General features: G+C 73.0%; 10 protein-coding genes. 3 read left to right on the forward strand and 7 right to left on the reverse strand.

The window, feature by feature from the left end; translation table 11 throughout:
* Positions 1-78: 78 nt before the first annotated feature.
* From ACIO9J_RS15525 to ACIO9J_RS15545, 5 genes are all read right to left on the reverse strand, one after another.
* Positions 79-1,677: an ABC transporter substrate-binding protein gene (locus tag ACIO9J_RS15525; protein ID WP_401998304.1), complete on the reverse strand. Its 1,599-nt coding sequence runs from the start codon at positions 1,675-1,677 to the stop codon at positions 79-81.
* 6 nt (positions 1,678-1,683) lie between these two features.
* Positions 1,684-3,825 (reverse strand): ATP-binding protein, encoded by a 2,142-nt coding sequence (locus ACIO9J_RS15530; protein ID WP_401998307.1) that lies wholly within the window; start codon positions 3,823-3,825, stop codon positions 1,684-1,686.
* Between the two features lie 147 nt (positions 3,826-3,972).
* Entirely contained in the window at positions 3,973-7,200 is a 3,228-nt protein-coding gene (locus tag ACIO9J_RS15535) for an NACHT domain-containing protein (RefSeq protein ID WP_401998310.1), read from the reverse strand.
* A gap of 77 nt (positions 7,201-7,277) precedes the next feature.
* Entirely contained in the window at positions 7,278-7,775 is a 498-nt protein-coding gene (locus tag ACIO9J_RS15540) for a DUF4188 domain-containing protein (RefSeq protein WP_401998313.1), read from the reverse strand.
* A gap of 122 nt (positions 7,776-7,897) precedes the next feature.
* Positions 7,898-8,515 (reverse strand): TetR/AcrR family transcriptional regulator, encoded by a 618-nt coding sequence (locus ACIO9J_RS15545; RefSeq protein WP_401998316.1) that lies wholly within the window; start codon positions 8,513-8,515, stop codon positions 7,898-7,900.
* 211 nt (positions 8,516-8,726) lie between these two features.
* On the opposite strand from ACIO9J_RS15545, the gene ACIO9J_RS15550 reads away from it, so the two are divergent.
* Entirely contained in the window at positions 8,727-9,926 is a 1,200-nt protein-coding gene (locus ACIO9J_RS15550; protein ID WP_401998318.1) for a cytochrome P450, read from the forward strand.
* 9 nt (positions 9,927-9,935) lie between these two features.
* Positions 9,936-10,130, forward strand: coding sequence for a ferredoxin (locus ACIO9J_RS15555; protein ID WP_401998321.1), 195 nt, complete (start codon positions 9,936-9,938; stop codon positions 10,128-10,130).
* Positions 10,131-10,149: 19 nt separating this feature from the next.
* Here the strand turns inward: ACIO9J_RS15555 and ACIO9J_RS15560 are convergent, their stop codons facing one another.
* The gene (locus tag ACIO9J_RS15560) at positions 10,150-11,070 is read right to left on the reverse strand and encodes a TetR family transcriptional regulator C-terminal domain-containing protein (RefSeq protein ID WP_401998324.1); all 921 of its coding nucleotides are present in this window, start codon (positions 11,068-11,070) and stop codon (positions 10,150-10,152) included.
* 194 nt (positions 11,071-11,264) lie between these two features.
* Here ACIO9J_RS15560 and ACIO9J_RS15565 point away from each other — a divergent pair, with 194 nt between their 5' ends.
* Complete coding sequence (locus ACIO9J_RS15565; RefSeq protein ID WP_401998327.1) at positions 11,265-11,456, forward strand: hypothetical protein; 192 nt, start codon at positions 11,265-11,267, stop codon at positions 11,454-11,456.
* A 14-nt stretch (positions 11,457-11,470) separates the two neighbouring features.
* Here ACIO9J_RS15565 and ACIO9J_RS15570 read toward each other — a convergent pair whose 3' ends face one another.
* Positions 11,471-14,023 (reverse strand): polysaccharide lyase family 8 super-sandwich domain-containing protein, encoded by a 2,553-nt coding sequence (locus ACIO9J_RS15570; protein WP_401998330.1) that lies wholly within the window; start codon positions 14,021-14,023, stop codon positions 11,471-11,473.
* Positions 14,024-14,149 lie beyond the last annotated feature (126 nt).

Below are 14,149 nucleotides of genomic sequence, written 5' to 3' on the forward strand. Positions count from 1 at the left end.
CATCATCTTCCGGGGGCACTCCCGTCATACGCGGCGAGCGCCCCCGTCACACGGACCCGCCGTGCCCGGCGCCGGGGCCTACGGGCACCCCTTCTTGAACGTCTTCTGGAACGTCCGGTACGACCCGAGCGAGCCGCCGTCCTTGGGCGTCGGGTACTCGATCACCGGCACCGGCTTGCACACCGGCCACTGCTCCGTGTCCGAGGACTTCTCGAAGCCGTACGTGCCCGCGGCGCCGCGCAGGCAGCCGATGCAGCGCGTCTCCGAGCCGGTGTCCACGATGCTCGCGTCGATGAGGGTGTTGTAGACGTCGTCCTTGGTCGGAGTGCCGGACGGGGACGGGCTCTTGTCCGTGCCGCCGCGGCCCTCGTTGGCGTCGGTGTACGAGCGGTCGAAGGCGCCGGCGAGGAGCATGAACGCGTCGTGGTACATGATCGAGTACCCGTCGTCGAGCTCCTTCTCGCCGAGGTCGAACTTCTCCTTGAGCTTGTCGTAGACCGGCAGGAAGTCGCGGAGTCCCACGGGGGCGCCGCTCTTGCGGTGCGCCCAGGCGGGGGCGACGGAGGCCGCGGCCACGATCGAGGTCTTGGTCTCGCGCAGCATCTTGGCCAGCTCGTCGGTGGTGAGCGTCGGGTCGAGGCCGATGCCCACCTTGAGGATCCGCAGGGGGGTCCGGTGGTCGCACGAGGGCTCCTGCGACAGGCGTTTGACGAGCGCGGGCAGGTCCTGGTCGCGGCCCGCGTAGAAGACCGTGTCCGAGTCGGTCACGCAGATCTTCTGGGCGGCCGACTGGAAGCGCTGGGGGATGCCCGCGGCGGGTCCGGTGGAGCCGAGGAAGGAGGCGGACCGCTTGCGCAGCCCGTAGGTCTCGCCGAACTTCTGCTCCATGAGCCGCTGGAGGTTGCGCGAGTACACGTCGTCGGGGCGGCTGTCGAAGACGAGGAAGCCCTTCTTCTCCCCCGCGTTCTTCTTCAGGTGGTGGTCGAGCGCGTCCACCATCATCTGGTTGTTCGGCGAGGTCTTGAAGAAGTACGGGGCGTTCATGTCGGCGGACGTGATGACCGGGCCGACCGTCGCGATGCGGTGCCTGCTCAGGGAGTTCATCGCGTCGCGCGTCTCGGGCGTGCTGCTGGGCAGGCCCATCACGCCGACGAGCGGGGACTCGCGGTCGTCGGCGAGGTCGGTGAGGTCGTCGACCACCGGCCGCCACTGGTCGAGGTCCTTGCCGTCGTGCGCCATCAGGAGCTGGTAGTGCGGCCCGCCCGTGCTGTTGGCCCGCAGCTGGGCGACGTGCGCGCCGGCCAGCGCGCGCCGGATCATCGGCGCCGTCATGGCACTGGAATCGTCCGACGTGAACGGCATCATCAGCGCGATCCGCCCGTACGGTATGGGGTTCTCGCCCTTCTCCGGCGACTCCCAGGCGCGCTCGACCCGCTCGTTCTCGTCCGCCACCGCCCGGATCAGGCCCTTGACGTCGTCATCGGCGTCGAAGGTGCCCTCGGTGACGCCCACGCACTCGCCGTCGTGCTTGGCCAGGCCGCCCGCGCAGTCCTCGGGGCGCAGCGCGAGGTAGACGACGACGCCCACCGCGATCAGGACCAGCGGCACCACGACGGCGATCGCCTTGTCGAGCGGGCCGAATCCGTTGCGGCGTCTCCTCAGTCGGCTCAGGAACATGCTTCCTCACAGTTCGGGCAGCGGCAGGGGGCGCTTGTCGCGGGCCGCGGCGGGCCAGGTGCGGGCGGCCTGGCTCAGGACCGCGCGCCACGTCTGGTGCCGCAGCGAGAGGAAGGCGAGCTCGGCGCCGATGTCGTCGCAGAGGTCGGCCTCCGGCTCCGCGTGCGCGTCGGAGAGGTACCACAGGCCGTGCAGCAGCCTGTTGATGCAGCGGTCGATCTCGTCTATGTCCTGGTAGCGGTCGTCGTGGGCGCCCGCGGCCGTCGCGGCGCGCACGTCGGCCCAGTCGGCGGACGGCGGCGCGGGCGCGGTCGCCGCGTACCGCAGGCAGTCCAGCCAGCGCAGCGCGCTCGGCCTGTCCTGCTCGGAGTGGTACTCCTCGGACAGTGCGGCCACCACCGTGCGCGCGTCACCCGCCGCCAGGGTGTGGCGCAGCGCGTCCGCCTCGCTGTCCTCGCCGCGCGTGGTGTGGTGGCGCCGCAGGAAGCCGTGGATCTCCTGCCAGCCGCGGCGCGATTCGCTGCCCTGCGAGGTGCGGCGCGCCTCGTGGACCAGGAGCGTGTGCAGGAGCGGGTCGGCGGCGAGCGGGCGGTCCTGCGGGGTGTCGTGCTGCCACTGCTCGGCCTCCAGGTAGTCGGCGGCGGCGTTCGCGGGCAGCTGTTCGGGGCCGTCCAGGCGCAGATGGGCGGCGAGGGCCTGCGCGGCGGTGCTGTCGCGGGCCAGCGAGAGCGGCACCAGGCGCTGGCGCTGGTGCTGCGCGGGCAGCAGCCGCTCCAGGATGACGCGGCTGACGGGCCCGGCGTCCTTGGTGGTGAGGTCGAGCAGGTCACGCGGGCCGAGCGGGCCCGCGGCGGGGTCGGCCGCCACGGCGTCGGCCTGCGCGAGGACGGCCTCGCAGAGCAGCGCGCAGGCCAGCGGGTGGCCGCCGGTGAGGGTGTGCAGCGCGGAGGCGAGGTAGGGGTGCAGGGGCACGGCCGCGCTGTCCAGCATCAGCAGGATGTCGTCGCGGCTGAGCGGGGTGAGCGGCACCACGAGGAGCCCCGCGGACGGCGCGTGTCCGGTCCGCCGCCAGCTGAACGGGCCTACCAGGTCCGGGAGTTCGCAGCGCACGGCGTCGGTGGCGGCGGGCGGCGGGTCGCCGAGGCGGGTCGCGACGACGACGAGCGGGTCGTGGTGGGCGGCGTCGGGCCGCGCGCGGTGTTCGAGGATCAGGTCGATCAGGCGCTCGCCCGCCGCGGAGTGCGTGTTGTCGAGCAGGACGAGCGGGCGCGGGTCGCGGTTGAGCCGCTGCCATTTGCTGCGGGCCGCCTCGACGTCCGTCAGGAAGGCGTGCACGAGGGTCTGTTCGGCCGCGCGCCGGTAGTCGCCGCCGCGGTGGAACCATTCGGCGAGCCGTACGAGGCCGTCCTGTCCCTCGGGCACGGCGGCGTTCCGCGCGGTCTCCGCGTAGCGCTCCTGGTACCACTGGCGCAGGGGCGCGGCGCTGCGGGCGCGTGTGTACCGCTCGAAGTACTCGGCGAGCACCGCGTAGTGCACCGCGTGCGGGTCGTGGTGGGCGCGCGCGGCGCCGGACGGCTCCTTGGCGCGGGCCTGTTGGGCCCGGGGGTGCGGGGCGCGCGGCTCCTGGGCGGCGGGCGGCTCGGCGGCCTCGGGGCGGCCCGCGGCCTCCTCGAGGCGGGCCCTGACCCGGGAGGCCCAGTTCTGGGCGGCCTCGGCGCGCCCGCCCGGTTCCAGGTCGCAGGCGACCAGGAGCCTGGCCACGCGCGCGGCGGCCCGTGACCGCTCCGCCTCGTTGTCCCGGTGTCCGCCGACGACCGCGACGAGCCCGGGGAGCAGCAGCGGGAACCGCCTGCCGAGGTCGGGGGCGAGGGCGCACACCAGTTCTTCGAGGAGTTCGACGACGAGGTCGCAGGCGGCGGTGTCGAGGTGGGCGAGCGGCAGACGTCCGGTGTAGTGGCTCTGCAGGGCGGTGAGCACGGCGGTGCGTCCCATGCCGTGCCGGCCGGTCAGCAGGACGACGGGCAGGTCCTTGTCGTACTCCCACGGCACGCGGGCGCGCCTGTCGTAGGCGAGGCCGGTGAGGCCGGGGACGAGGGAGTGCAGAAGCGGATCGCGTGCGTACAGCCGAGGTGTTTCGGATGTGTGCATCTCGCTGGAAACCGCTCCCGTCCCTCGCCGCCTGCCCAGATCAACTGATCTGCGGGCCAGTGAAGTTACTCCTATCACTATCCACTGGCCAGAGCGTTCGGGGCAGGCGGTTGGGCATATCCCGGCGGTATGCGGCCGGTCGGGGCATCAGGTGCGCGGGCGTACGACGAGTTCCGTGCCGGGTGGCAGTTTGTCGGCGTCGGTCACCTCGCCGGGGTAGTCGAGCTGGACGCGGCGCAGGCCCGTGATGCCCCGCAGGTGGCCGAGTTCGACGGTGTCGCACTGCGAGAGGTGGATCTCTTCGAGGCCGGGCAGGCGGCGGGCGATCCTGCGCAGCGACACGGCGGCGCCGGGGTGGGACCTGACCTCCAGGCGGGTCAGCCGCGGGATGGGGGTGCCGGGCGGGAAGAGCATCAGGCTGAGCTGCTCGTTCGAGAGGCGCAGCGTGCGCAGTTCGTCGAGCTCGGCGAGCCTGGCGTCCCAGTCGTCGGGGCGCAGCCGGTCGCTGGCGTTGTGCAGCCGCAGCTCGCGCAGCCGCACCAGGCGGGTGACGTCGGCGAGTTCGACGGCGTCCGGGGGCAGGGCGAGCAGCCGCAGCTCGGCGGGGCGCGGCAGGTCGCGCAGGCCGCGCCAGGGCACCTCGGCGCCCAGGATCAGCGAGTCGAGCAGCGGGCAGGCAGAAAGCCGCGCCAGGGCCTCCAGTTGGGGCAGTCCGGCGAGGGTGAGCCTGCGCAGCGCGGGCAGTCCGGCGAGCGGGGCGGTGTCGCTGAGGGACCGGCAGCCCTGCAAGGTGAGCGCTTCGAGGGAGCCGAAGGCGGCGAGGAAGCCGAGGCCGGTCAGGCGCATGTTGCCGCGCAGCCGCAGCTCGCGCAGGCGTCCCGCGTCGAGCGCGCCGAGGATCTCCTCCTCCGTGAAGTCGCCCTGCAACGTGACGCGTTCGAGCCCCGGCAGGGTGCCGAGCGCCTTCAGCTCGGCGGCCGAGCGCACCGTGACGGCTTCGTCGGCGCCCGCGGCGAGCAGCGGCTGGATGATCTCCTCCGCGTAGGCGTCGGTCTCGAACCGGTCCCAATGGGCGAGGAGTTGGGCGCGCACGGCGGATTGCCGGGTGGTCAGGAACTCGCGCAGCCGGGCGAGGGCCGCGTCACCGCCGATGCGGCAGATCGCGTGGGCGGTGGTCACCTCGGCGTCGCCTTCGAGGGTGTCGGCGGCGGGCAGCAGGCCGAGCAGCAGCGTGCCGGTCTCGGCGAGGGCGCGGGCCTCGCGCAGGCTGCGCGGCGGCAGGAGCTGGGCGGCGCGCCCCTCGACGCTCTCGCGGACGGCCGGGTCCAGACGGGTCGCCTGGTCGAGCGAGGCGAGGGCGAGCAGCCGCAGCCGGGCCCGCACGGCGCTGTCCCGCTCGCGGTCGGCGCGCCCGGTGAGGCGGGTCAGGAGTTCGGCGCGCTCGTCGGGCCTGGCCTGGGCGACGGCCATCTGGAGCACGTCCTCCCACTGGTCCAGGTGTGCGTGCGAGACGAGGGCACCGATGTCGTGCTCCTCCAGGGCGGCCTTCGCGCCGAGGAAGTCCTGGAAGGTGCGGTGGATGAAGTCCACGGCGTCGTCGGCGGGTTCGCGCAGCAGCCCGGAGCGGTCCAGGAGCAGCCGCAGCACGTCCTCGGCGGTGCCCGCGCCCGCGAGCTGCGGCACGGAGGGCCGCAGCCGCTCGATGAGGTCGACGGCGTCCTGCCGTTTCAGCCGGGTGCGTTCGTTGCGGATCAGCCAGTAGGCGAGACGCTTGAGGGGTTCGGTGGCGGACTTCTGGTCGAGCTTGGGTGCCCTGCGCCCGTACAGGTCGCGTTCGCGGTCGCGGCGTTCCAGGAGCATCGAGAGGGCCGCCTCGTACAGCGCGACGCGTCCTTGCGGCAGGAAGCCGCGGCGCTCGCGGTGCAGGGCGCAGATCAGCGCGCACAGCAGCGGGTTGGTGGCCAGGCGGCTCAGTTCGGGGCTGGCGCGCAGCGAGCGCAGCAGGGACCGCGCGAGTTCGTCGCCCGCGCCCGCCGCCTCGTGCCAGCGCCCGATGAAGCGCCGTACGTGGCCGGAGTGCATGGGCGTGAGGGTGTACTCCTGGAAGCCGTCGCGGCCCAGCCAGTCCCTGGGCAGCGCGGAGGGGCGGGTGGTGACCAGCCACAGGTTGCCGGGGAAGGTGGTGCGCAGCTTGCTGAGCCAGGCGCGGGTGCGGGGCCGCTCGGCCTCCGGGATCTCGTCGACGCCGTCGATCAGGAGCACGCCGCGCCCGGCGCCGAGGACGCGCACGGCCCAGCCGTCGGGTTCGGTGCCGACCAGCGGGCAGCCGATCCAGCGCAGGAACCCGTCGGGCATGGGGAGTTCGGCGTCCTCGCGGGCCAGGGTGCGCAGCGGCAGGACGAAAGGGACGCGGCCAAGGAGCTGCGGCAGATGGCCCGGCACCTGGTCCTGGCGCGCGGTGGTGAGGGCGAGCCACTGCACGAGCGTGGTCTTGCCGGTGCCCGCGACGCCGCGCAGCAGGACGCGGTCGTGCCCGGCGAGCACGGTCTCCACGGGGCCCGCGGCGCGCTCGGAGTCGAGGTCGGGGTCGGCGGCGCGGCCGTCCGCGTCGCCGTTGCCCGCGCCGGGGACCGGTTCGACGGGGTCGCGGGCGGGCACCGCCTCCAGGCTCAGATAGGCGGTCTCCAGCGGCCAGGCCTGGCTCTGCGGGTCGTGCAGGTCGACGCCGTAGATGGTCAGGGTGCTGTGCTGGCCGACGATGTAGTCGGCGTAGCCGCGCTCGAAGTCCGTGTCCTGGGCGGGGGTGGACGGCAGCCGTTCGAGGAGCAGGTCGAGGTGCTCCTGCTGGCGGCTGAGGCGCTGGAGCACCTCGACCTGGGTGCGGCCCGCGAAGCCGGGGCGCAGGCTGAACTGGTGCACCAGGTGCAGGCAGGCGGTGACGAGCAGCCGGTCGTGCAGCCGCGCCGCGTCGGCGCTGAGCAGGGCGCGGGTCTCGGGGGCGCTGGCCCGCACCAGGGCGGCGGCGAGCTTCTCGGGGCCGAGGTCGTAGGCCTGCACGTCGTCCATGTCGAGGTCGCCGAGCGCGCGCAGGGTGTGGCCGAGCGCGTAGCCGACGGCGTTCTGTTCGTCGGGGGCGATGGGCGGGTCGTGCGGCCCCGCGGCGCGCACGGCCCTGCGCACCAACTCCCGTGCCAGTTGGTAGAGATCGGCCTCGCCGAGGGTGCGCCGGTCACCGGTGAAGGACAGTAGCCGGCCGATCCGCACGGGCCGCTCCCCGAACTCCGCGCCGGGACCCTTCGGCGGCAGCAGCAGCCGTTTGACGAGCGGCACCATGACCGACGAGGCGATGCGCAGCCCTACCGTTCCCGCGTCCACCCAAGCCCCCATCCGCGAACGGACCGCATGGGGGGAACCCTAGAGGGTGCGGGGGCACGGGGCTACGGCGCAGAGGGTCACGCGGAGCGGTGCGCGAAGCGGTCGGCCGCCCGCCGGCCGCGGCGCTCCACCGGCAGGGATCCGTGGGCGGCGGCGAGCCCGAAGGGCGGCATGTCGAAGTAGATCGACTCGTACGACCCCTCGGGGGCGATGTACGTCTCGTGCCACAGCCCCACGTGTCCGTGTGTCCGCCCGGCGCGGATCTTGCGGTTGGCGAGCTGCCAGGCCTTGTGGTGCACGGTGCCGGACGACTGGGCGTAGGCGTAGAGCTTCTCCTTGGACTCCCAGTACTGGACCACGTAGTACGTGCGCGGCGACGCGGTGAGCAGGACGCTCTTCAGCAGCCCCTTGCCGCTGTCCTTGCCCAGTTCGCGCAGCATCCGCGGCATGGCCACGAGCACCGGCAGCCAGTGGTGCACCGCCCAGAAGTGGTTGATGCGCATGCCGATGAGCAGGACCGCCACGTCCCCCTCGGCTGCCGCGGTGGTGAAGCCCTGCGCTGGCCTGGCGAACATGCGGCCCCCTGTGAGTGCGCTGATGCCGTCGCGCGAACGCGCCGATGTAAGCGGCGATTACATCAGCGCCCGGAGGGGCGGTCAAGGGTTTCGCCGTACGGGAGGGCCGACCTGTCACACCGTCAAGGGGCGGGGTAGCGGGCGGAGTTGGCGACTCCGATGCCAAACGTGTCCAGCACCTGTTCGGCCAACCGGTCGGCGTCCTCCAGCGGCAGATAGCCGTCGACAATCATCTGGGACAGGCCGTACACAAGAGCCTGCCCGGCCAGACCGACCACCACCGGATCTCCCGCGCGCAGCTCGCCCGCGCGCTGGTCCGCGAGAATGAGCCCGGCGAGCGCGTCCTCGATGGCGGTGAGCCGCGCGGCCAGTTCCGGCGGTCGGCGGGGCCCGAACACCATGGGCTTCACCAGCTGGAAGCGGTGCGGATGGCGGATGGCGTAGCGCACGAAGCCGAGGCCGAAAGCGCGCATCGCGGGGCCCTCGGAGTGCTCGACCGCGGCGATCTGCCACGCTTCGTAGTCGGCCAGAATTCGCTCGGCCAAGGCGGTCAACAGCGCCTGGCGGTCGGCGAAATGGCGGAACGGGGCGCCGGGCGAGACCCCGGCGCGGCGCGCCACCTCGCGCACGCTCACCCCGTCGGGGCCGCTCTCGTCGAGCAGTTCGAGCGCGGCGGCGACGAGGGCCGCGGGCAGGGAGCCGTGGTGGTAACCGGAGCGCGCGGCGGGCTTGTCCTTCATGTCCGCAGTGCTACCACACGGCGAGGACGGCGCCACGGGTGCGCCGGTCACCGCGGGGCCACGGGGAAGGACGCTCCCGGGTTGAGCGGAGGGGGCGATTCCGGCCAAATGTCCCATGCGGGTGATCTGGCCTGTCTTGCGGTGTACCGAATAGATGCCTGGGGCATCTAATGAGGGCAGATCAGGGACTCTTCGCTTGCGAGGTACATCCATGAACGAATCAGTCGCCTTCCCCCAGGACCGCACCTGCCCCTACCACCCGCCCACCGCGTACGAGCCGCTCACCGAGGACCGCCCGCTGTCCAGGGTCACCCTCTTCGACGGCAGGTCCGTCTGGCTGGTCACCGGCCACTCGACGGCCCGCGCGATGCTCGCCGACCCCCGGCTCTCCTCCGACCGCGAGTCCACGGCGTTCCCCTCGCTCACCGAGCGGTTCGCCCGCACCCGCACCAAGCGCGTCGCCCTGATCGGCGTCGACGACCCGCTGCACAACGCCCAGCGGCGCATGCTGATCCCCAGCTTCTCCGTCAAGCGCATCAACGGGCTGCGGCCGCGCATCCAGGAGACCGTCGACCGGCTCCTCGACGACATGATCGAGAAGGGCTCGCCCGCCGAGCTGGTGAACGCCTTCGCGCTGCCGGTGCCCTCCATGGTGATCTGCGCCCTGCTCGGCGTCCCCTACGAGGACCACGACTTCTTCGAGGAGCAGTCGCGCCGCCTGCTGCGCGGGCCGCGCGCCGAGGACACCGAGGACGCCCGCGACCAACTGGAGTCGTACTTCCACGCGTTGATCGCCACCAAGCGGCGCACCCCGGGCGACGGACTGCTCGACGAGCTGATCGAACGGCAGCGGGCGGAGGGCACACCGGACGACGAGGAACTGGTCAGCCTCGCCACGATCCTGCTGATCGCGGGCCACGAGACCACCGCCAACATGCTCTCGCTCGGTACGTTCACGCTGCTCAGCCACCCCGAACGGTTCGAGGAGCTGCGCGCGGGGCTGCACGCGGAGCCCCCGCTGATGCCCGCCGCCGTCGAGGAACTGCTGCGCTTCCTGTCCATCGCGGACGGCATGCTGCGAGTGGCGAAGGAGGACATCGAGGTCGAGAACGGCACCGTCCGCGCCGGTGACGGCGTCATCTTCTCCACCTCCCTCATCAACCGCGACACCGAGGCCTTCGAGACGCCGGAGGAGCTCGACTGGCACCGCACCAACCGCCACCACCTCGCCTTCGGCTTCGGCGTCCACCAGTGCCTGGGCCAGAACCTCGCGCGGGCCGAGCTGGAGATCGCGCTGCGCACCCTGTTCGACCGGCTGCCCGACCTCCGGCTCGCGGTGCCCGCCGATCAGATCCCTTTCAAGCCGGGCGACACGATCCAGGGCATGATCGAGCTCCCGGTGGCCTGGTAGGAGTTGAGCATGACGATCCACGTAGAGAAGGACCGCTGTGTGGGCGCCGGCATGTGCGCGCTCACCGCCCCCGGCGTCTTCACCCAGGACGACGACGGCTTCAGCGAGGTGCTGCCGGGCCGCGAGGACGGCGCGGACGACCCGATGGTCATGGAGGCCGTGCGGGCGTGCCCGGTGTCGGCCATCGCGGTCGAGGACGCCTGACCCGGGCGGCGGGGCGGGTTCAGCCCGCCCCGCGGGGGCGCTCGACCCCGGCCCCGATCCTGGCCTCGACGGCCTGTTCCAGGGTGCGCCCGTCGGCGCCGTCCGCGGGTTCGAGGAACCCGTGGATCAGCGCGAGCGAGACCGTGCCCATCAGAGAGCGGCACCGGTCGTGGTCCAGGACGCCCGAGCCCGGGTCACCGATGGAGCGCAGGATGATGCCGTCCGTGGCGGCGGACAGCGCGTTCGCGAGGTCGTCGAGGGTGAGTCCGGGCCGCAGCCGCAGGTTCCTGGCCTCGATGACGTCGGCGTAGAGCCGCTGCCAGGAGGAGAGGTAGCCCCGGTAGGTGTCCGCGAGGGCCCGCTGGACCGTGTCGTCGCCGTCGGCGACCGCCATCAGAGCGAGACTGAGCCGCACCGACGGCGTCCTGGCCCCCTCCGCGGTGTGCCGGTACGCCGTCTCGTGGACGGTCCGCACGAAGTCGGCGCCGCTGACCAGGCGTTCGGTGTCGGCCGCGCGCCGCTCGACGTACCCGGGCCGGTAATTCACCGGCCACATCGCGAAGTTGATGAGGTCGGCGACGTAGTCGGACTGGGTGCGCCACTGGGTGCGGAGCGTCGAGACGACGCCGCGCCTGGGGAAGACCGCCGGATTGTTGGCGACCTCCGCGGCGACCGCGCGCTGCGACAGGAAGGCGAGCACGGCGCGCTCGACCCGGTGGCGGCCCCGCACGGTGGTGGCCCGCGCCGCCCCCGGGCCCAGGTGCTGCTCGACCAGGCGCATCCCGGCCGCCAAGTAGGCGGCGGTGTGCGGGTCGTTGGCGAGCCTGCGCCGGCCCGCCGCCGTGCGCCGGTTGAGGTGGCGCAGCACCGGGGACAGGTCCTGGTCGTAGGGGAACGGCAGATGGCGCTTGCGGGGGTGCGGCTCGCGGCTGGCTTCCATCCCCCCATGCTCGGACCTCGCACGGCGGCCCACCAGGTGCGCGGGTGCGCGCGAGTTTCCGCCCGGCTCGGCGAGGCGAACTGCCGTACGCCGTCCGGCAATTGCGCGCACCCGCGCGCCTGGCGGGCGGCGCCCCGCGCCGGTAGACCGGAGCGCCTCGCCCCCTCCCTTCCCTCCCCGAGGTGTGACCGCCGATGCCCGCCACCGCGCTCCTGCTGCTCCTCGCCTGCGCCGCCGCGGGCCACGCCGTGGTCCGTCTCGTCCTGTGCGCGCTCGCCGCCCACGCCACCCGCAGGGCGCTCTCCCCGACGGCCGTCGGCACCGGCGTGCGCGCCCACCGGCTCGCCGTGCTCAGGGCCCTGCTCGACGTACTGAAACGGCGCTGAGCAGGGCCGCGCCGCTAGCCGCGCAGCGTCACCGTGAAGCTCCTGCCGTAGGCGTGGTGCGTGTCGACCTCGATGCGGGTGCCGCCGTGCGCAGGGGCCGCCCGCACCCCGGGGTCCGCGGCGACCGTGCGCAGGGCGCGGCCGCGGAGCAGCAGCGTGACCGTGTCGCGGTCCATGGTCGGGTCCGAGACGGCGACGGTCGTCGTGCCGCGTGCGCCGTGCGGGCCTTCGCGGCGCACGAGGACCGACGCGGGGCCTTCGACGCGCAGGCCCCCGGCCTCGTGGCGTCCGCGCGTGAAGCTGTTCGCGGCCGTCAGGCCGAGCCCGGTGTGGGTGACGGCCTGGAGGCGCGCCGTGTTGGAGAGGACCGTCAGCGGGCGCCCCGGCCGGTGCGCGCGCAGCTGCTCCTCGGTCGCGTTCGGCACCAACGCGTAGGCCAGGCAGGCGGGTTCGGCCCCGGCGGCCCGGTCCACCGTGACGCCGAGCACGGCGCGGGTGACGGCCGTGTCCGGGTTCGCGGTGCGCACGACGCGGCGGCTGCGGGTGACCCGGTCCAGGGCGACCCGGACGGGCGGGGCGTCGAGGAAGACATAGCCGACGGCGGTGCCCCGGGTGGCGTTGGCGTAGCGTAGCCAGCGCAGGGCGGCGGTGCCCGGACCCTGCCAGGGGCGCCCGCCGCGGCGGGCGCCGGTCAGCGAGATCCGGTCGTCGGGGGCCGCGATGCGGGCGTCGACGCTGGTGGTGACGGCGCGTCCCGCCGGGTCACCGACGTCGGCCGCGAGGACCACGATCTCGTCGTCGAACAGGAACCACGACTTCGTGGCCGTCGCGCCTCGGTACACCACGAAGTCCTCGGGCAGGATCGCGCGGTCCTGGTAGGCCGCGTCGCTGGACTGCACGAGGCCCGCCGCGCCGTACGCCCCGAGGACGGCGCCGCCCGACCAGCCGTTGGTGCCGCGCGGGAAGTAGACGTACTTGTTCTGCGACTCGGACGACGAGGTGAAGTTGAGCGGGTGCCCGGGGTTGTCGTAGTACGGCTTGCCGTACAACTCCGGTACGGTGCGCCGCTGTTCGACGGGCGCGGTGACACCCGCGAGGGCGTAGGGCGAGACGGCGGTGTAGTAGTCGACGCCGTACGCCTGGGTCTGGTCCTGGCCCGCGAGGTAGAGGTGGTGCGCGCCGTCGCCCTGGAACCACGGCATGAGGTTCTCGCCGCTCATGTACTCGTACTTGCTGACCCGCGCCGAGCTGCGCGCGAGCGCGAACGCGTAGCCGGGTCTGCGGTGCACCGTCTTGTCCATGGCGTTGAACGCGACGCTGCGGGCGGCCGGATTGAGGTCCGCGGGCGGCACCGAGGCGTCGGCGACGATGTCGGCGTGGCGCGCGACGCTGACCGGCGAGACGAACCTGGCCGGGTCGACGGGGGTGCGCGAGGTGGCCCCGACGTGCTTGACGTAGCTCTTCAGGGCGGTGGCCTCGGCGCCCGTGGCCAGCGAGGAGAGGTCGACGACGGCCTCGACGACCACGGCGACGTCGGTGTAGCCGGAGTCCGTGCGCGACACCGCGCGGCCCTTGACGATCTCCATCATCCAGCCCTCGAAGATCAGCGGCGCGAACCCGTCCCGCACCCAGCCGTACACGGTCGGAACCAGTTCCTCGCCGTGCGCGTGTCCGGTGCCGTCGAGGATCTTGAGGGTCTGTACGACTCGGGTGAGCAGGCCCTTGCCGTACGAGCCCGTGTAGGCGACGGAGCCGTGCTGGATGAAGGAGCCGTCGGCGTAGTGGCCGTCGGTGACGCCGTGGCTGAGGTGGTAGGGGTCCACGGTGACGAAGACCGTCAGCTGGTCGGTGAGGGCCTTGGCAATGCGCGCGTCACCGCCCTGGGCGAGCACGGCGCCCTGGAGGATGCGGTTGGTGGTGATGTCCGCGAGGTTGGCGCCGGTGTGGAAGCGGGAGTCGAGGTCGACGTCGCCGTTCTCGCCGTTGCGCAGATAGGCGTCCATCGAGGCTATGTAGGTGTCCGTCAACGCGGGTCGCTGGGCGCGGAGTTGATCGGCGAGCAGCACGAGTGTCCGGCTGATGTGCTGGGATATCCCGATCTCCCAGTGGAACCAGTTGCCGTAGTAGCCCTTGGACTGGTCCCCGTAGTACCGCTCGTACAGCCAGACCAGACCGTCGATCACCCGGCGCTGCACGGCCGCGGCGCCGTACAGGTCGGCGGGGGCGCCGGGGGTGCGGGTGATCAGGGCCGTCTCGTAGAGGCGGCGGTAGGCGGTGTTCAGATTGGCCTCGTCGGTGCCGAGCACCAGACCGGCGAAGAGCTCGCCCGCGCCCGCGTCGTCCATCGCCTTGAGGTTGGCGCGGGCGGTCCGCTCCATCGCGGCGAGCTTGGCGGCCGTCTGGGGGCGGGCGTTGGACTCCTCGGTCCCCGCGAAGACCGCCACGGTGTTGGCGATCAGCCGCGCGGCGTCCCCGACGACGACGGCACCCGCGGGCGCCGCGGGGAGCACCGCGAGGAGTCCGGCGGCCGAGAGAGCGGACAACAGACGTCTACGCGTGATCTCCATGGCATCCTCCACCGACGAAGTGCCGCCCCCGCGACGAAGTCCCGTCCCGGCGGCCGGAGTCAAGCAGACGCCCCCAGCGGCGACAAGGGCGCCCACTGATACGGTCGTTCGCGATCTTGCTGTGTA

The organism is Streptomyces sp. NPDC087300 (genome assembly GCF_044744425.1).
Lineage (GTDB): Bacteria > Actinomycetota > Actinomycetes > Streptomycetales > Streptomycetaceae > Streptomyces.